This is a genomic window from Streptomyces sp. NPDC017979, from assembly GCF_044328175.1.
In the GTDB taxonomy this organism is placed as follows: Bacteria; Actinomycetota; Actinomycetes; order Streptomycetales; family Streptomycetaceae; genus Streptomyces.
The window spans coordinates 522,031-540,408 of record NZ_JBIRGU010000002.1 but is presented as its reverse complement, the minus strand read 5'-3'; the positions used below and the strand labels follow the sequence as shown (position 1 = coordinate 540,408).

Genomic DNA, 18,378 nt, shown 5'->3' with positions numbered 1-18,378 from the left:
CGAGTCATCGGTGGTGCTGAGTGGTCGGTGGTGCTGAGTGGTCGGTGGTCAGTGGTTGCGCAGGTCCTCCAAGGTGATCGCCCGCCCCGACAGCTCGGAGCGCGCCGGCGCTTCGAGACCGTCCAGGAACAACTGGAGATGGCGGTGGACGAAGCTGTCGTTGTCGACGCAGCCCGTGCCCGGCAGGGGACGGGTGAGCAGCGACACGACGACCATCAAGTCCCCCACGCCCACGTCCGGCCGCATCCGACCCGCCGCCTGGGCCCGCTCGATCAGCGCCGCCACGGCGCCTTCGAGCCTGGTCCGCCGGCTCACGAGGTCCGGGTGCTCCCGGTCGAAGGTGCTGGAGACGACCGGACACAGGGCGCCGGTGCGCTCCTCCGCCGCACGGTGCGCGAAGCGGCGCACGGCGTCGAAGGGGTCGACTTCTTCTGCCTGGGCCCGCTCCGCCTGGTCGTACATCCGGTCCAGGACGAAGACGACGACCTCGTGCAGGAGGTCGGCACGGTCGGGGAAGTGCCGGTACAGCGTGGCGTTGCCGACGCCGGCGCGGCGCGCGATCTCGTCGAGCGGCACGTCGGGGCCGTACGCCACCAGCAGTTCGCGGGCGGCCCGGATGATCCGCTCGCGGTTGCGCAGGGCGTCGGCGCGGGGGCGCGGCGTGCGTCGGCCGACGGCGTGCGCGCACTCCGTACCGGACGTACGACCGCTCGAAGCGCCGCTGCTCGAAGCGCCGCCGTTTGATGCACGGCCGCTTGACGCACGGTCGCTTGACGCACGGCCGCTTGAAGCACCGCCGTCCTTCCCCTGAACCGCGTCCGGGTCCGCGTCCGCACGGGCGGTCCCGCCCGACTCCCGGACGTCCGACGTTGCGGCGATGTCCGCACCGACGGCGTCCGCGGCGGCGACGTCCGTACCGACGGCCCCGGCGACTGGGATCACGGCCCCGCTCCCTCCTCCGTGCACTTCTTCCGACCGGCTTCCGGCTGCCCGTGAAGCGTCTCTGTCATGTTCGTCACAAAGCGGGGACTCCCTCCCCGCTTTGCGGAACACAGGTTCAAACGGGGAGCCGCCCCCCGCTTATTTCCCCGTTCTAACGTGACGTGCGCCACACCTCCGCCGGCTGCGCTCCGCATCCGACGGGTCACACGAACGGCCCCGCTCCGCGCGCGCCCCACCCCCGCCGACCGGAGGCTGAACGGACACGGAGCAGCCGGAATCCGGCCGGCTGCCGACCTCAGCCGAAGGCGGTTGCATGCTGCACGCGCGCCACCGGGCACGCCGGTCCCAGCGGTCCCACCGGATACGCCGAGCCGATCGGATAGCCGGCGCCCCGGGCCCCTTCCGCGCCGCGCTCGACCGCGTACGCGCGCACCCCCAAGACCACGGGCACCATTCACCGGGCACGCACCGTCGCACCCGCCGGACCCGTCGCATCGGCGGCCTGGCCGCCGTCACCGCCGTCACCCTGGCCGCGCTGACCACCGCGAGCAGCACCCTCACCGTCCCCACCCGGGCGTCCACGGGCCCCGCCGCCGGCACCCCCGACGCCACCGGCCTCGGCCCCTGTCGCCTTCCCGCCCCCCTCGGCGTCCAGATGTCCGAGGGCCTGCCGACCCCGCCCGGCTACTCCCCTTCCACCGGCGAGGTCCGCGCCCTCAACCTGTTGGTCGACTTCCCGGACGCCGTCGGCCCCGGCGATGCCGTGGACCGGCTCGGCGAGTTCTTCCCGCAGACCGCGGAGTGGTTCCGGACCAGTTCGTACGGCCGGCTCGACTACCTCGCGAAGACCCCGGTGAAGAGTTGGCTGCGGATGCCGATGCCGTTCACCTCGTACGGCATAGAACGCGGCGCACCGTACGACCCGGCCTACCGCAAGCTGGTCGAGGACGTCGTGACGGTCGCCGATCCGAAGGTCGACTTCAGCGAGTACGACCTGGTCAACATATTGGTGACGCCCAACGCCGGCCCCTCGGCGCTGGACACCGTGCTCTCCGTGACCTTCTCCGGCAACGCCGATGCACCCGTCGCCGACGGAGTGCCGCTCGCCAACACGTCCTTCGTCTACAGCCGCCAGGACGACGGATCGGGCTCGTACTCCGAGACCGGATACCGGGTCCTGCCGCACGAGAACGGCCACGTGTTCGGCCTGCCCGACCTCTACACCGCGGACGGCGGGGCCGAGGTCGGCCACTGGGACATCATGTCCGAGGACTGGGGGGCCAACAACGACATGCTCGGCTGGCACAAGTGGAAGCTCGGCTGGCTCGACCCCGAACAGGTCCACTGCGCCTCGGCGTCCGGCAGCAGCGAGTACGCCCTCACCCCGCTCGCCACGGCGGGCGGCGCGAAGATGACGTTCGTGCCGGTCTCCGCGGACACCGGATACGCGGTCGAGGTGCGCACCCGGGAGGGCAACGACGAAGCCGTGTGCCGCCCCGGCGTCCTCATCTACCGGGTGCGCTCCAACGTCGACACCGGCAACGGCCCGGTGACCGTCTCCGACAGCCGCGCGGACAGCGGCGGCTGCACCCGGCGCCCCAACGTGCACGCCGAACTCTCCGACGCTCCGTACCGGCCGGGCCAGAAGTTCACGGACGAGGCGAACGGGGTGGAGATCGCGGTGCTCTCCGAGGAGCAGGGCGTCTACAAGGTACGGGTCACCCGCCCCTGACCTGCCGGTGGACCGCACCCCGCAGCTCCCGCTTGAGGATCTTCCCGGTGAGGCTGCGGGGCACCTCCCCGAAGACGACGTGCGCGGGCACCTTGAACGCGGCGAGCCGCCCCCGTACGTGCTCCCGCACCTCCTCACCCGTCACCGCCGCACCGGCCCGCACTTGCACCACCGCCGCGACCTCCTCCCCCAGTACGGGGTGCGGCACCCCGACGACCGCGGCGTCGGCGACCGCCGGGTGCTCGTGCAGCACCGCCTCGACCTCGACTCCGTACACGTTCTCCCCGCCGCGGATCACCACGTCCTTGATCCGGTCGACGATCCTGATCCGCCCGTCCACCTCGACGGCGAGGTCCCCGGTGCGCAGCCACCCGTCCGGGGTGAAGGCGGCGGCGGTCGCCTCCGGGTCCCGCCAGTAGCCGCGGACGAGCGACTGCCCGCGCAGCAACAGCTCGCCGCCCTCGTCGATCCGCACCTCGACGGCGGGCGCGGGCAGCCCCACGCCCAGCGGGTCGGCACGGTAGGCGTCCCCGAAGCTCGCCAGTACGCCACCGGAGGTCTCCGTCAGCCCGTACCCCGTGCGCGGCTCGATCCGCGTCCCGTACCGCGCGGTCAGCCGAGCCACCAACTCGGGCGGCGCCGCGGCACCACCGGTGCTGAGGTTGGTCAACGACGCGAGCCCGCCGCCCGCGCCCCCGGCCGCGTCCAGCAGTTCCAGCGCGGTCGTCGGCACCCCCGAGAAGTGGCTGACCCGGTGCTCGTCGATCAGCCGCACCGCCTGCGCCGCGTCCCACTTGCGCATCAGCACGAGCGTGCCGCCGGTGGCCATCACCGGATACAGGGTGGTGAAGGCGGCGACGTGGAAGAGGGGAAACGTCATCAGCGCCACCGGCGCCGCCCCCACCCCCGGCACCCCACCGCGCGCCAAGGTGGCAGCAGCGGCCTGGTACCGCGCGTGCACGGCGGCCCCCACCTGCGCGAGCTGCGTGGCCACGGCGCCCTTGGGCCGGCCCGTCGTGCCCGACGTGTAGATGATGGTGGCGTCGTCCTCGCCCCGTACGTCAACGGCGGGCGGCGCACCGTACGGATCGGGCGCCTCCCAGTCCTCGTACCGCTCGATCCGCGCTCCCGCGCTTCCGGCGCCCCCGCCGTCCCCGTGGAACACCACCACGCGCGCCCCACGGGCCCCGGCCCACGCCTGCACGCTCCCCAGCCGCTCCCCGTCGACGAGCAGCACGGCCGGCTCGCAGTCGTCGAGCGCGTACGCCAGCTCCCCCTCCGTCCACCACGCGTTCAACGGCACCGCGACGAGCCCCGCGAGCTGCACCCCCCAGAAGCCGATCACCCACTCCGGATGATTCCGCATGACGATCCCGACGCGCTCCCCCGACCGCACCCCGTACCCGTCGACGAGCCGCCGCGCGAGCGCACTGGCAGCAGCGAAGAACTCCCGGTACGTGTACGCCCTCCCCTCCCCCACCAGGAAGACCCGGTCCCCGTACCCCCAGGTGGCCTCCACGAACTCCGTCAGCGTCCGCACCCCACCGACGTACGCAAGCCCCCCGCCCTCCCCCCTCTCCACCTCAAACGGCGCCCCGCCCCCAGTCAGCCCTTCCCCCACTGCCCACCCCTCTCCCACCAGCACCAAACCTAGCCAGCCGGCGACGCTAGGACCCCCCACCGCCACCGTCAAGGCGCGGTGCCGGTGCGCGGTGCGGGTGACTGATCAACAGCCTCAGCCCTGGAAGGACCACCCGCTACACTGTCCGGCAGTACTACGCCTTCGCCTTCGTAGCTCAGGGGATAGAGCACCGCTCTCCTAAAGCGGGTGTCGCAGGTTCGAATCCTGCCGGGGGCACAACGCGTTACCGCTCTGACCTGGGGCTTCTCCCCCAGGGAGGGGTTCTATTCGGCCTCGGATTTCTCGTCCGGGGCCGTTTGCGTGAGCGGGTGGGGCTGATCTCCCGAACGTCACCCACCGGATCAGCATCGGACGAGCATCTCCCACCCTCCCGCACCCCCGCGGCAACCTCTCCGAGAAGAGCGGGTCACACCACACCGCGCGTGGCATACTTAAAGTATGGCAACCCGGAAGATCACCATCACCGTGCCGGAAGAGCTGGTGGAATCGATCAGGGAACGCGTCGACGCGCGCGGCGTGTCCGGCTACATCGCGGCCGCCGCCGCCCATCAGGACGCCATGGACCGACTGCGCGAGTTGGCCGAACGCCTCGAAGAAGAGCACGGCGCCGTAACAGACGACGAGCAGCAAGCAGCGCTGGATCGCATCGCCGCCATCGACGGCTGGCATGACGAGCAGCGATCACATTCGGACGAGGCCGCGTGAGCCGCACCACCCGAGCGAAGCTGCACCGGCCGCGGCAGCGCGTCTTCGTGCTCGACTCCGAGGCTCTGTCCAAGGCGGTTCAGGGCGATCGGGAGATGGCTGCGCTGATCAAGACGGCTCCACGGCTCGACATCCCGATCGTCACCTCGGCGCTCACGACCTTGGAGGCATGGGACCCTCGCGAAGCGTCGAGGCAGGCACTGTGGAACTGGACGCTGTCCCGGATCCGCATCGCGCACACGGACGACCAGGTGATCGCCATGGCGCGCGACATGCTGAAGGCGGCCGGCCTGCATGGGCACAAGTACGCCATCGACGCCGTCCTGGCAGCCGTGGCCGGACGGGAAGCCGCGCAGGGAGCCCAGGCAACCGTCTTCACCTCCGACACCGACGACATGAATCAACTCCTCGCGGGACACTCCGTGCGAGTCGAGAAGGTCTGACGAGAAGCCGTCCGCGGCTCACCCCGGCCACTCGCTGTGAACACCCGGCACCGATCGTCCGCTCCGACGGCCCCTTCCACCTCGGACTCCGAGCCCGCCAACAGTGCCTGGATTCCCTGGCTCCTGGTGATGGTGCTGTTCTCTGCCCTTGTCGCGGTATGCGTCGGATTCCTCAAGGCCCTCGACGGCACCCCGGCTTCGGGGGCCCTGCTCTCGGCAGGTGGAGCGTTCGGAGGAACCGCGCTGCTCTGTCTGGCGGTGGTGCCGGTAGTCCAACAGCTGCGTCAGCGCCATTAGTCAGCTCCTTGTAGATCTTGCTGGGATCGCGCGCACCAGTGCCCGCTCCACCGTGGGCGCGAGGCACCCCGACGCGTGAGCGATGCGTGAGCGGACAGTCCGGTACGAGGTGTCACGAGCTGGATCAGGCACGAAGCCGCGTGGCGCTGATCAGGCGAAACAGTGCCACGCGGCAGTGCCGAGCAGCGCCTGGCGAAGATCCAACCCCATTCCTACAGCGGGTGTCGCAGGGTCGAATCCTGCCGGGGCACAGCAAAGTTGCAGGTCAGGGGCCCTGCTGACTCTGGCCCTGCCGTGATTCCTCAGTCTGCAGGCTCTGTCGAATGTCGCGCCATGCGTGGATGACCTCCGCTGCCTTCGTCAAGACGTCACGTACTTGGGACAGCAGCAGACTCAGCGCGCCCGAAAGAGCCAGGATCAACAACGCAAGGCCATCCCAGTTCATCTGGCCCTCACTTCGCGGACGACGGCGCCGTGGGGTCGGCTGGTTCGGCGTGGGAGGACCCGGTCGAGCCAGTCTCGGTCGGCATTGAGGTCTTCCAGTCTCTGCCGAGCATCGTCGCCGTACACAGGGTCCCCCCACCTGAAGCGGATCTGCAGAGTTCCTGGCACTTCGGAACGCTCGTGCTTCAGATGGAACGTGCACTGATAGCCACGCCGCGCCCATTGCATGGTGCATTCGCAGTGACTGCGTGTGGTCCGCAGAGGCAAACCCCAGGTGGCGTCCACGAGACGGTCAAGAAATGCGTCGTGCGCGAGGGGGACGTCGCGATGTGTGTCCAGCTCGAAGATCCACCTGCTGCCAGCGATCCAGGATCGCGTCGAGTAGGCAGAGCTGAAGTTCTGGAAGATCGCAATCCGTCGGAGGAGTTTTGAGCCGAGCCATGCAAGATCTCGGTCGACCTGCACGAGTGAGGCGAACTCACGTTCGTCTTCCAGCTCGTGAGGCGACGGCTCGGTCTCGTCCCACAGAGGAACGTAGCCACGCTCCTCCAGGTCTCTCCTTCGCCGCACGAGCAAGGAGCGCCAACGGGTGCCCGGCGATCCTCTCAGTACCAATCGGCTGTCAGTGTCCACCAGGTTGAGGTGCAGCTCCGTGTTGCGGACAGCGGCCACCCGAAGCCGCATCACACCGCCGACTTGGACACCCGGCTCCGCGGACGGAAGCAGGTGCGCCAGCGCGTAGTCGGCCATGGGGAACTTCTGGCCACGAAGGGTCCCACTGTGGCTGTCAAGGACTACGACGGGTGGGCAGGAGCCCAGACGAACACCGGCGATTCCGACCGGGTGTGCCCACCACTCCCCTCCGCGGCCGAGTTCCTTCATCACCTGAGATTCGAGCAGGGCTTGTTCGCCATGGGCATCAGGGAGGAGCGGTACCTGACGATGGTCCCGCAGTGAGTTTGCGGCGTACTGGAATGGTTCTCCCGAGAAGGACCCTCGGGTGCGAGCAAGGCGGGCGAGACGACCACCAGCAGCCATAGTTCGATCCGTCCCCGAATGCTGCTGCCCCAGAGCATCCGAAAACTGGCTGGTACGCCCAGACGTAGGCGTAGAAGCAGGCTTCGACGACGACAGGTGGAGCGCTGGCTTCTTCGTCCCCTGGCGGACACCGCAGGCGGGGCAGCACGGTGCCGGGACAGGCCGCCCATCCGGCCCGTAGGGCAACAATGTCGCAGGAGTCGCGGGTGTGGCAACCACGGCACCTGCGCCGTGGCCCTACTCAGGTTTGTGCTGTGCGGGGCCATCTGCGGCAAGTGCATGGGGCCGCGGGGCTTTGCGCATTAAAGTCGTGACATCACTGGTGGTTATGGGGCCGGGGCTCGGTGTGTGTGCGTCGAGGTCCTGGTGGGGAGGGCCTGTCGAGCATGAGCCGTCGCTCCAATGGGTTGGTCGGGATCTGGGCTGAAGCGCAGCGGCAGCAGCAACGTCAAATGGAGGCGCAAGCCCGGTACCAGCGGGATCAGGAGCGGCAGCAGCGGGCCTACCAGCGGGAGATGGCGCGGCGGCAGCGGGAGCAGCGGGCGGCGTATCGGGGGATGCGGGAGGCGGAGGCGCGGCGGCGTACGCAGGAGATCGAGGCGCGGGTCGAGGCGTTGCAGGGGCTGCTGGCCACCGGGTGTCGAGCGCCGGCGTTCCGGGCCGGGGCGTTGGCGCGGGTGGAGCAGATCGAGCCGTTCGCACCGGGGCAGCTCGCGCAGCCCGTACGGATGCCGGACCCGAACCAGTACCAGCCGCGGGGCGGTTGGACCGCGTCGCGGCGGGCGCAGGCGCAGGCGGAGGCGCGGGCCCAGTTCGAGCGGGACTGGCAGGCGGCGCAGTCCGCGGAGGCGCAGCGGCAGGAGCAGTTGGCCGCGTACCAACGGCAGTACCAGCAGTGGGCGGACGGTCAGTTGAGTGAGGTGCGTCGGCACAACGCGGGCATCGCCGAGATGACGGCGGGGCTGCGGAACGGGGATCCGGAGGCCACGGTGGAGTACTTCTCCGCGGCCCTGTACGCGTCGACCGGCTGGCCGGAGGAGCTGCCCCGTCAGGTGTCGGCCGCGTACGATCCGGGCGCGCGGCAGTTGGTCATGAACTGGGAACTTCCCCGGTACGACGTCGTTCCCGAGGCGAAGGCCGTCCGCTACATGATCAACGCGGACCAGGAGAAGGAGGCGCCGCGGCCGGTCACGCAGCGGCGCGCGCTCTACCGGGACGTACTGGCTCAGTGCCTGCTGCTCGTGCTGCGCGATCTGTTCGCGGCGGACGAGTTCGGCGCGCTGGAGTCGGTCGCTTTGAACGGCTTCGTGGATGACCACGACCCGACCACGGGGCGGCGCGCGTCCATCTTCCTGGGCACGGTCATGGCGCCCCGCGCGACCTTCGCCGAACTGCACCTGGAGCAGGTGAACGCCGTCAACTGCCTGGTGGACGGCTTGCGGGGACAGTTGTCGGCGCGGCCCGACCAGTACGTGGCCGTACGGCCCGGCCGGGTGCCCGAGGACGTCGGCAGCGGCGTCGTCACGCACGGGGGCGACGAGGAGCCGGATCTGTACGAGATGGATCCCCTCGCCTTCGAGTCGCTGGTCGCCGAGCTGTTCCGGGCGATGGGGATGCAGGCCGTGACCACGCAGCGCTCGAACGACGGCGGGGTGGACGTCGATGCGCTCGACCCGGCGCCGATTCGGGGCGGGAAGATCGTGGTGCAGGTGAAGCGCTACCGCAACACGGTGCCGCCGACGGCCGTGCGCGACCTGTACGGGACGGTCCAGGACGCCGGCGCGAACAAGGGCGTACTGGTGACGACGTCCGGGTTCGGCCCCGGCTCGCACGCGTTCGCCAACGGCAAGCCGTTGGAGTTGGTGGCGGGTGCGGAGTTGGTCGACCTGCTGCACCGGCACGGGCTGCGGGGGCGGTTGGGTGGCGGCGGCGGTCGTGCTACGGGCGGCGGCTCTGTGCCGGCGCAGCGGACCGCGCCGCTGGTGGAGGAGACCGGTTCGGACGACCACAACGTGTTGGGCATGTACTGGTCGGGGAGCGTCGCGCTGGACGTGTGCGCGCTCGTGTGCCAGGGGAACCGGGTGCTGTCCGACGACCACTTCGTCTTCTTCAACAACCCGCGGACGCCTGATGGCTCGGTGCGGGCGCTGATACCCGTCGCCCCGGACCGGGCGGCGATCCAGGTCTCCTTCGACGCGTTGCCGGCGCGGGCCGACCGTCTCGTCATCGTCGCCGCGGTCGATCCGGAAGCGAACCCCACGGCGGACCTGGCGGGCTTCACGAACGCGGGCATCCGACTGCTGGACGCGGAGGGGACGCCGCTCGATCAACTGACGGTCTCCGACGGCCGTCGCGGCGAGACCGCGCTCGTGCTGGGATCCTTCCGCCGGCGCCGCAACGGAGACTGGGACTTCGTGGCGGGCGGGAAGGGGTACGAAGGCGGGCTGGAGGAGTTGATCCAGGAGTACGGCATCGAGGTGGTGTAGTCACCTCGATGAGGTCAGCAGCAGGAAAGCCGCAGGCCAGGATCCCTTCCGCCCGTGAAGGGCGGGAGAACTCCTGGCCTGCGGCTTTGACGGGCCCCGATGGCATCGGGGCACCGCGGGCGAACGATTCTTCTAGCACCTGCAGTTCACGCAAAGGCAACTGCCTGAATCCGGGCAGCTTCCCATCATGAACTCAAGTAATCAGAAAAGGCTTCGTTCGTCACGATGTAGGCGATGCATGAGAAGGACAAGTACATCGCTATCTTGATGTGCTTCATTCACCGTTCAATTCCGTGCGCAATGGACACCGTGATGCGAATGGACGGCCTTGCCGTCACGTGACGGCGAGGCCGTCACCGCCACCAAGATCCTACTCGCACGCCAGTGCTAGCGTCCAATCCGAAGGAAGCCTCCAGAACTTGCCCCTGGTGCGCGCGCACGGTCCCCCCGGACTCCGCCGACACCTTTCCTCGCCAGTAACTTTCTGCGCTTTTAGATGTGCGCTACAGATTATTGCGCGGGGTGATTCAGCGCCGCCTGCAGTTCACCAAGGGCACGCTCCGCGCGCTCCTCCTCCACAGGGGCCTTCATGGTCCGCCCGAGAGCCAAACTGCCAGTCAAGTGGGCCATTGCTTGCGCGATTCGGCCAGTGGCTCGTTCCGTCATCGCCAAGTCATACAGGACGTCGCACTCTTCGCCGACCGCATGGATACCCCGAGCCACGGCGAGTGCGGCAACATGGCGACCGAGGGCCTCTTCTCCGCGCCCCACGGCGCGGCACGCTCGGCCCAGTCCGTTAAGGGCGATGACCTCCCCGCGACGGTCGTCCGCCGCCCGGAAGACAGGCAAGGCGGATTCATAAAGCCCAAGGGCTTCATCGGCCTTCCCTAGCGTTTCGAGCACACTGGCGAAATTCACCTGCATCATCGCCCTGTCCCGCTTGTTGCCAAGCCCCTGCGCCGCGCTCATCGCCCCCCTGTAGGCATTTTCAGCCGCCTCAGTGTCCCCAACACGCTGATGCAACTTGCCTAAATTATTCAAAGCTGTGTATATCCCTCGCCGATCACCAATTCTAGTGAAATCGGAAAGCGCAGACGTAAAGCACTGCAGCGCTTCACTGTTCTCAGCCAAGTGCAGGTGGGTAATCCCCAGCATGTTTCGAGATCTGGCCAGACGTAGCGTGCTCCCGGTCCCGGCTAGGAAAGTCAAGGACTTCTTCTGGAGCGATCGCGCGGTGGTGTATTCACCGGTCTGCCACAGCAAGATGGATAGCCGGTGGACGGACTCGCTCTCCAGGTCACGATCGTCCAGCGCACGCGCCACTTCCAACGCCTGGCGCAGGGTCGCGATCCCCTCGGTGACCAGTGAAGCGTGCGTCTGGACCGCCCCCAGGTCCAGCAGGGCGCGGGCGTGGGATGGGCCGTCGTGGGCCGTGGTCCAGTGGGTGACCGCGCGGCGCAGTAGGGGTTCGGCCGTGGTCAGGGGGCCTTCCATGTCGAGGAAGCCGGCCAGGACGTGGACGGCGAGGGAGAGTTGGTGGTCCGTGCCGTGGTGGGAGAGCCAGTCCAGGGTGTCGCGGAGGTTCGCCGCCTCGGCGAGGAGCCATTGCTCCGCCTCGTGCGCGTTCGCCATGTCCTGGATCGGTGTTGCGGGGCGTTCTTCGGGGTCCAGGTCGGTGCGCGAGCGGAACGGGTAGGCCAGGCGGTCTGCGTGGTCGGCGGTGTGGACGTAGTGGTTCACCAGGGCGTGGACCGCGATGCGGGACTCCGCCGGGGACTCGAAGTCGCCGGAGTCGATGAGCGTGCGGGCGTACTCCCGTAACAAATCATGCATAGTGAAGCGAAATGGGGCGGGTTCGGACACCAAGTGGTGGGTGAGGAGTTCCTCCAGGACCCGGCTCGCGGTGTCCACGGAGAGGCCCGTGAGCGCGGCCACCGCCGGCGGGCCGAACTCGACGCCGACGTGCAGGCTCATGCGGCGGAAGACCAACTGCTGCTCGTGGTTGAGTGCGTGGTACGACAGGGCGAACACGTGCGACAGGTCGCGTTCGCCGTCCCGGAGTTGCGACAGTCGACCGCTTCCCGCGGGGAACTGGCGCAGCAGGTCCGCCGTCGTCCAGGACGGGCGGGCGAGGAGGCGGCTCGCGGCGATCTCGACCGCCAAGGGGAGGTGTGCGCAGATGGAGACGATCTCCGCGACCTCTGCCGGGTCGGCGGGGCGCCCGGGGCCCAGGCGTTGGGTGAAGAGGTGCGCGGCGTCCTCGGGCGGTAGGGCGTCGAGGAAGAAGGGGCGGACTCCGGGCAGGCCGGGGAGCCTTCGGCGGCTGGTGACGACGACGGCCGTCGGGGAGGCGCCCGGGAGCAGCGGGCGGACCTGATCGGAGTCGGCCGCGTCGTCGAGGATGACCAGCATGCGGCGGTCGCGGGCCATGGAGCGCCACATGGCGGTGAGTTCGTCGATGCCGTGCGGGAGTTCCTTGGCGTCCAGGCCGATCAGCCGGAGCAGTTCGGTCAGGGCCCGGGTCGGGGTGGGGGCCGTGCGGTCGGGGGTGCGTCCGCCCAGGTGGAGGAAGACGCTGCCGTCGGGGAAGCGTTCCCGCAGTCGATGGCCGAGGTGCACGGCCAGGGCGGTCTTGCCGACGCCGCCCATGCCGTCGATGGCCTCCACGGTGACCACGTTCGACGTGCCGCCGCCCTCGCAGAGCGCCGCGCCGAGCCGGCGCAGTTCGTCGTGGCGGCCGACCCACGGGACGTCGCGCGGCAGGTTGTCCGGGGCGCGGCGGGCCGGGCGGGCGGGGGCCTTCCCGCCGCCGGCCCGGCTGAACAGGGCCTGAGCCGGGGTGCCGGAGAGGATTCCCTGGTGGACGCGGTGCAGTCCGCGGCCGGCGTCCAGGCCGATGTCGCGGACCACGCGCTGACGCGTCCGCTGGAGCAGCCGCGTGGCCTCCGCCGTGCGGTTGCCCCCGTACAGGGCGATGGCGAGGCGCTCGGCCAGCGCCTCGTCCACCGGGTGCGTCTCGACCAGGGGCAGCAGTACGGGAACGGCGTCGGCGAACTTGCCGTCGCCGAGGAGGATCTCGGCCCGGGTCATGGCGGCGGCGAGCCGGGTCTCGTCGACGGACGCGCGCAGGTGCTCGGCCCACGAGCCGGCGATGCCCGCCAGCGGTTCGCCGCGCCACAGCGCGTCCGCCCGCTCCAGCAGGGCCAGCGCGCCGTCCCGGTCGTCGCTGTCCCGCAGCGCCCGGGCCTGTTCGACGCAGCTGGTGTAGCAGCGCAGGTCCACCAGGTCCGGATCGACGTGCAGCACGTACGAGTTCGTACGGCTGACGACCTCGGGCGCGTCCCCGTCGGCGCTGCGCAGGGCGGACCGGATCCGGGAGATGTGGGCGTGCAGCGCCTTCCGCACCTTCTCGGGCGGGTGCTCGTCCCAGATGCGGTGGATCAGGGTGTCCACGCTGACCGTGCGGCCCGCGTCCCACGCGAGCGCGGCCAGTGCGAGGCGCGTCTTGGTCGAACGCAGGTCACAGCGCAGGCCGGCCGCCCTGACCTCGACCGAGCCCGAGAGTCGGATCTCGAAGTCCACCAGCGACCACCCCCGGCGGTTGCATCTGCTGAAATTTCGAGCATTCGAGGGTTTCACGGGCTCGGCGCGGGCGTCCACAGCGTGGCATCACGAACCCGAATTGGCCGATTGCAGGACGGTACTTGTTCACTTCTGGTCTGAGACGGGGAGTGAAAAACGAGGCAGTGAAAGGAGTGGTGCGCATGCGAGCCTCCTCCTCGGGCGAGCGGGACGCGTTGCTGTCGGCACTGGTCGCCTGTGGCGCCGCCCCGGAATCCCCTGCGTGGCACGGCCTGGTACGGGTCGTGGGCACCGCCGCGCTGGCGGATCCGGCGGTGGGTCGGCTGTGGCCGCCGCAGGGCGGGCGGAGACCGCCGCCCGAAGCGTCGTTCTGGCGAGAACTCGCCCAGGCACTGGGCGGAGCGGCCCTTCGGGATCCGGCGACGAGCAGTCTCCTTGCGGAGTGGTTACGGAGCTACGGTGTGGACTTAGGCCCCGGTGCTGGTGCTGGCGTCGCAGGTGGCCCAGGCGTCGCCCCGGCCCCGGACTCCGCCCCGGCCCCGGACTCCGCCCCGGCCCCTCACTCCGCCCTGGTCCCTGGCTCCGCCCCGCCCCCAGACGAAACGAGCGAACCCAACCACCCGGACCCACCGGTCCCGAACCGCTCCGTTGCGAACCACCCCGACCAACCCGCCACCAGCAACACCATCGGCGGAGACGCCGTCCTCCACGGGCCCAGCATCCAAGCCCGCGACGTCCACGGCGGCATCCACTTCCACCCCTCCCCCGCGCCCGCCCCGGCCCCGCCCCCCGCCATGCCGGTGCCGCGCCAACTCCCGCCCGTCACGCCCCGCTTCGTCGACCGCGTCGCCGACCGCACCGCCCTCGACGCCCTGCGCGACCAGCGGCCCGCCCACGCGCCCCAGGTCCTGGTCATCAGCGGGCTCGCGGGCGTCGGCAAGACCACCTTCGCCGCGCACTGGCTCTCCGAGCACGAGGACAGCTTCCCCGACGGGCTGCTCTACGCCGACCTGGGCGCCCCCGCCGCCGACGGGAGCAGCGGGCCCGTCTCCCCGGCCACCGTCCTGGAAGCCTTCCTGATCGCGCTCGGGGCGCCCGCCGTGCCGGCCGGGGTCGCGCAGCGCAACGCGCTGTGGCGGTCGATGACGTCGAACCTGCGCATCGCCGTCCTCCTCGACAACGCCTTCACCGCGGCGCAGGTGCGCCCGCTGCTGCTCAGCACGCCCACCGGGCTCACCGTGGTGACCAGCCGCAGCCATCTGACCGGGCTCCAGGTCGACGGCGCGGCCTTCCGGCGGCTGGAGGGGCTGCCGGCCGAGTCCGCCGTGGCGCTGCTGGCCGCGGCCGGCGGCGGGACCCGGGTGGCCCGGGAGCCGGCCGCCGCGCGGGAGGTGGTCCGGTTGTGCGGGCGGCTGCCGCTGGCCGTCGCGCTGGCCTCCGCCCAACTCGCCGTCCGACCGCACCGAACGGTGTCGGCACTGGTGGAGTTGCTCTCCCGGGGGCGGGGCGCGATCGACGCGCTGCGGGTCGACGGGGAGGCCGTGATGCGTACGGCGCTGGACATGTCGTACGACGTGCTGCCGGGGCGGAGCGCCGCGCTCTACCGGCGCATGGGGCTGCTGCCGACGGACCGGCACGACCTGTCGATGCTCGCCGGCTTCGCGGCCGTCGAGCCGAGGGGCGACGACACGTCCGGCACCGAGGACGACGACGAGGCCGACTACGCCGTGCACGCCCTCGTGGAGGCGAACCTCCTGGAGGAGACCGGGCCGAGCACGTACCGCTTCCACGACCTCGTCCGTCCGCACGCACGGCGGCTCGGCGAAGAGTTGGAGGACCGCGAGCAGCGGGAGCGCGCGCTACGGCGCTTCGTCGACTGGTGCCTGTCCACCGCCGTCGTGGCGGAGGGCATCCTCACCCCGAGCCACCGCCTGTCCGTGCCGGACGCCCCCGAGCCCGCCGTGGCGCCGACCCCGCTCGACGGCGCGACGGATGCGCTGGCCTGGCTGGACACCCACCGCAACGGGCTGATGGGCGCGGTGCGCCACTGCGCCGAGGCGGGTTGGCACACGTCCTGTTGGCGGCTCGTTGATGCGATTTGGCCACTCTTCCTCCGCTTCAGGCCGTCGGATCTCTGGATCGAGGCGCATCGGCTCGGGCTCGAAGCGGCCCGTCGGAGCGGTTCGCGGCCGGGCGTCGGCCGGATGCTCACCTCCGGCGCGATCGGACTGCGCAACGCCGCCCGTTACGAGGAGGCGGCGGTCTGGTACCGGGAGGCCCTGGAGCTGGCCGTCGAGGACGGGAACGTACGGCAGCAGGCGCAGGCGGTGAACGGGCTCGGGCACGTCGAGTTGCTGGCCGACCGGCTCGACGCGGCGCGCGGGCACTTCGAGCACGCGCTGCGGCTGCGCGAGTCGATCGGTTACGCACGCGGGGTGGCGCTCTCCCGACGGCGCCTGGGCCAGACCGCGCTCGCCGCCGGCGACCTGGCGGCGGCGGCCGAGCACCTGCGGCTGGCGGAGGCCGAGTTGGTGGCGCTGGGCGAGTCGTACGAGGCGGACCGGGTACGGGCCCTGCTCGGGCACGTCCTGGACCGCGCGGGCGACGTCGAGGTGGCCACCCGGCTGCTGCTGGCGGCCCTGGCGCGCTTCCGGGCCGGCGAAAGCCGGTCGGAGCACTGGGAGGCGCGCTGTCTGGAGTGGCTCGGCCTGGCCGCCGAGTCCCGCGGGGACCCGGCGGAGGCGGCCCGTTGCTACGAGGCCGGGCGGGAACTCTTCCAACGGCTGCACCCCGCGGACGCGGAGCGGTTGGACGACCGGCTGCGGGAGCTGCGGCAGGCGTGAGCCTCGGCACCCGCGCCGGGGAGCCACCGCGGCCGGGGCGCACCGGTGACGCCGTGGGCGTACCAGCCGCCGCACGTGCGCCGGTGACGCCGTGAGCGTACCGGCGACGTCGTCGGTGCGCCGGTGACGTCGTGGGTGCGCCCGCGACGTCACCGGGTCCGTGGGGCCGTGACCCCTTCAGCGCCGCGTCACCGGCTCAGGAGCGGGCCGGGCCGCAGCTCACGGAACGCAGCTCTTGCAGCGGGCTGCCGGCCACGACCCAGGCGTGCACGACCGACGCGAACAACGGCGTCGGGACCGCGGCCCGGGGGCCGTCCGGCCGCGACCGCACGCACCGGGCGCCGCCCGCGCCGTCCCGCACCCCGACGACGCATCCCGCGGTGATGTCGGGCACGGCGACGACGAGGCAGCCCGGGTGCGCCGCCAGCAGTTCCCGCGCCCGTCGGCGGGCCGCCGCGGGCGGCAGCGGCGTACGGGCCACGAGCACGTCGGCGTGGTGCGCCAGTTCCGAGCCGTCCGGGTCCGCCCGCAAGTGCACGTCGCACGGCGGCCGGCCACCGCGCGGATCCGGGCATCCGCCCGCGACCCCGGCCCCTTGTCCCGCAGGGTCCGGCACCGCAGTCGTACGGACGAGCACGGGCCCGCGCGCGGCGTCGGAGCGCCAGACGAGGGAGACCGGTCGACCGCCGGCCCGGCCGCGCGAACGCGCCAGGTGGAAGCAGACCGTGGTCCACGCAGCGGCCGGTTCGCCTGTCGGCCCCGGCCACACCTCCGGTCCCGACCCCGCCTCCGCTTCGGGCCACTCCGCCAGTCCCGGTCGCGCCTCCGCCTCCGGCCGGGGCGGCCGGGCCGGCAAGTCCGAGACGCACCGCAGCAGACCGCTCACCGGGCCGCCCCCTCCCCCGCGCGGGCCTCCCACCGCGTCAGCGCCGGCGGCAGCGGCGGTGCCGCGACCAGCGGTGGGAAGGCGGGCTCGCCCAAGTCCAGCAGCCGGTACAGCACCGACCTCATCCGACGGTGGAACTCCCCGGGCGCCGACGACAGCGTCTGCGCCACCTGGTCGTACTGCCCCGGGCCGCGCAGCCGTGCCGCGTACTCCAACTGCTCGGCCAGCGGGTGTCCCGGCAGGAGCACCGGTGCCACCGCGCTCAGCAGCGCCGCCGGCGAGCGGTCCGACACCTCGCGCCGCGGACCGGCGGTCAGCAGGATCGTCGCCTCCGTCAACGTTCCGTAGGCGGTCAGCGACCCGTGGTCACCGATGATCCAGTCCGCGGCGATCAGCAGCGGTTGCCAGTCGGCCTCCGGAGGCACGACCGCGATCCCCCGGCCGCGGCAGGCGGCCAGCCAGCCCCGCACCTGCCAGGCGCCGTGCCCGGCGAAGACGTTCGGGTGCAGCATGATCGCGACCCGGTGACCCTCGCCCGGCAGTTGGCCGAGCAGCTGCGGCAGCAGGGAGTCGAGCCGTTCGAAGGTCGAGGCGCGCCCCCAGGTGGAGGAGACGACCACGAGCTTCTGTCCGGGCTCGATGCCGAGGGCCCGGCGGTAGTCGGCGCGCCGGGGCGCGCCCGCCGTGATCCGGTCGACGCACGGGTCGCCCACCACGTGGGCCACCGGCAGCGCCTCCGGGCAGGAGACCGCCAGCTCCTCCAGCGCCCGGGTGTGGCTGTAGATGATCGCCGCGTGCAGCACCCGGCCCTCGTGCAGCAGGTGTTGCGGGCTCAGCATCCCGGGCGAGCGGCGCTCGCCCGGTGCCAGCCTGGAGACGTCGGTGAGCAGTTTGTTGTGGCCGGCCCCGTGCGAGATGCGCACCACGGGGGCGCGCAGCTCGTGCACTCCGCGGGAGCCGGCGACCAGCGCCAGGTCGAACTCGGCCCGCAGGGCCTCGTCCCAGGGCACCGTGGCGATGCCCAGGTCCTGTAAGAACTGGGTGACTCCGGCACCGAAGGCGTGCGGTGCGGTCGTGAAGACCAACTGGACGCGGAGATCCGCCTCCAGCAGGTCGAAGACCTCCCGCAGCCGCTGCGCGAAGGTCACCGTGTGCACGACCACGAGGACCCTCTTGCAGTCCCGCACCGTGAGCCAGTGGCCCTGTTCGATCAGTGCGGACTTCGTCGTTGTGACAGACACGCGATCCCCCATCGCTCGTCGCTGCGTCCAACTTCGACGAGGGGATGCCCGGCGCACCGGGCACTTTCCTTGCAGGACCCTTGCAATACCCTTGCCG

General features: G+C 71.2%; 11 protein-coding genes and 1 tRNA gene. 6 read left to right on the top strand and 6 right to left on the bottom strand.

Annotated features, from left to right (window positions below; all coding sequences use genetic code 11):
* Positions 1-48: 48 nt before the first annotated feature.
* Complete coding sequence (locus ACH4E8_RS08425) at positions 49-639, bottom strand: TetR/AcrR family transcriptional regulator (RefSeq protein WP_398446094.1); 591 nt, start codon at positions 637-639, stop codon at positions 49-51.
* A 616-nt stretch (positions 640-1,255) separates the two neighbouring features.
* Between ACH4E8_RS08425 and ACH4E8_RS08420 the strand changes: the two genes are divergently transcribed.
* Positions 1,256-2,674 carry a M6 family metalloprotease domain-containing protein gene (locus ACH4E8_RS08420; RefSeq protein ID WP_398445614.1) on the top strand — a complete coding sequence of 473 codons (1,419 nt, stop codon included), beginning with the start codon at positions 1,256-1,258 and terminating at the stop codon, positions 2,672-2,674.
* Here the strand turns inward: ACH4E8_RS08420 and ACH4E8_RS08415 are convergent.
* Positions 2,661-4,313, bottom strand: coding sequence for a class I adenylate-forming enzyme family protein (locus ACH4E8_RS08415; protein ID WP_398445612.1), 1,653 nt, complete (start codon positions 4,311-4,313; stop codon positions 2,661-2,663). The genes ACH4E8_RS08420 and ACH4E8_RS08415 overlap by 14 nt on opposite strands.
* Positions 4,314-4,459: 146 nt before the next feature.
* Here ACH4E8_RS08415 and ACH4E8_RS08410 point away from each other — a divergent pair.
* The 3 genes from ACH4E8_RS08410 to ACH4E8_RS08400 all read left to right on the top strand — a co-directional run bounded on the left by ACH4E8_RS08410 (position 4,460) and on the right by ACH4E8_RS08400 (position 5,464).
* A tRNA-Arg gene (locus tag ACH4E8_RS08410) sits at positions 4,460-4,532 on the top strand.
* Between the two features lie 222 nt (positions 4,533-4,754).
* Positions 4,755-5,021, top strand: coding sequence for a hypothetical protein (locus tag ACH4E8_RS08405; protein WP_362331694.1), 267 nt, complete (start codon positions 4,755-4,757; stop codon positions 5,019-5,021).
* Positions 5,018-5,464 (top strand): hypothetical protein, encoded by a 447-nt coding sequence (locus ACH4E8_RS08400; RefSeq protein WP_398445610.1) that lies wholly within the window; start codon positions 5,018-5,020, stop codon positions 5,462-5,464. The genes ACH4E8_RS08405 and ACH4E8_RS08400 overlap by 4 nt, the downstream gene beginning before the upstream one ends.
* Positions 5,465-6,202: 738 nt before the next feature.
* Here ACH4E8_RS08400 and ACH4E8_RS08395 read toward each other — a convergent pair.
* Entirely contained in the window at positions 6,203-6,955 is a 753-nt protein-coding gene (locus ACH4E8_RS08395; protein WP_398445608.1) for a hypothetical protein, read from the bottom strand.
* A gap of 674 nt (positions 6,956-7,629) precedes the next feature.
* On the opposite strand from ACH4E8_RS08395, the gene ACH4E8_RS08390 reads away from it, so the two are divergent.
* On the top strand, positions 7,630-9,729 hold the full coding sequence (locus ACH4E8_RS08390; RefSeq protein WP_398445606.1) for a restriction endonuclease: 2,100 nt from the start codon (positions 7,630-7,632) through the stop codon (positions 9,727-9,729).
* Between the two features lie 510 nt (positions 9,730-10,239).
* Here ACH4E8_RS08390 and ACH4E8_RS08385 read toward each other — a convergent pair.
* Entirely contained in the window at positions 10,240-13,311 is a 3,072-nt protein-coding gene (locus ACH4E8_RS08385) for an AfsR/SARP family transcriptional regulator (RefSeq protein ID WP_398445605.1), read from the bottom strand.
* A 182-nt stretch (positions 13,312-13,493) separates the two neighbouring features.
* On the opposite strand from ACH4E8_RS08385, the gene ACH4E8_RS08380 reads away from it, so the two are divergent.
* A complete protein-coding gene (locus ACH4E8_RS08380; RefSeq protein WP_398445603.1) occupies positions 13,494-16,154 on the top strand; it encodes a hypothetical protein in 2,661 nt (886 codons plus the stop codon).
* Positions 16,155-16,350: 196 nt separating this feature from the next.
* Here ACH4E8_RS08380 and ACH4E8_RS08375 read toward each other — a convergent pair whose 3' ends face one another.
* Positions 16,351-17,040: a hypothetical protein gene (locus ACH4E8_RS08375; protein ID WP_398445601.1), complete on the bottom strand. Its 690-nt coding sequence runs from the start codon at positions 17,038-17,040 to the stop codon at positions 16,351-16,353.
* Complete coding sequence (locus ACH4E8_RS08370; protein ID WP_398445599.1) at positions 17,037-18,293, bottom strand: hypothetical protein; 1,257 nt, start codon at positions 18,291-18,293, stop codon at positions 17,037-17,039. Before ACH4E8_RS08370 ends, ACH4E8_RS08375 begins: the two co-directional genes overlap by 4 nt.
* Positions 18,294-18,378 lie beyond the last annotated feature (85 nt).

Coding starts and splice junctions, on each gene's coding strand:
- ACH4E8_RS08370 (WP_398445599.1), bottom strand. CDS start 18,293: ATGGGGGATCGCGTGTCTGTCACAACGACGAAGTCCGCACTGATCGAA.
- ACH4E8_RS08380 (WP_398445603.1), top strand. CDS start 13,494: ATGCGAGCCTCCTCCTCGGGCGAGCGGGACGCGTTGCTGTCGGCACTG.
- ACH4E8_RS08390 (WP_398445606.1), top strand. CDS start 7,630: ATGAGCCGTCGCTCCAATGGGTTGGTCGGGATCTGGGCTGAAGCGCAG.
- ACH4E8_RS08405 (WP_362331694.1), top strand. CDS start 4,755: ATGGCAACCCGGAAGATCACCATCACCGTGCCGGAAGAGCTGGTGGAA.
- ACH4E8_RS08395 (WP_398445608.1), bottom strand. CDS start 6,955: ATGGCCGACTACGCGCTGGCGCACCTGCTTCCGTCCGCGGAGCCGGGT.
- ACH4E8_RS08420 (WP_398445614.1), top strand. CDS start 1,256: ATGCTGCACGCGCGCCACCGGGCACGCCGGTCCCAGCGGTCCCACCGG.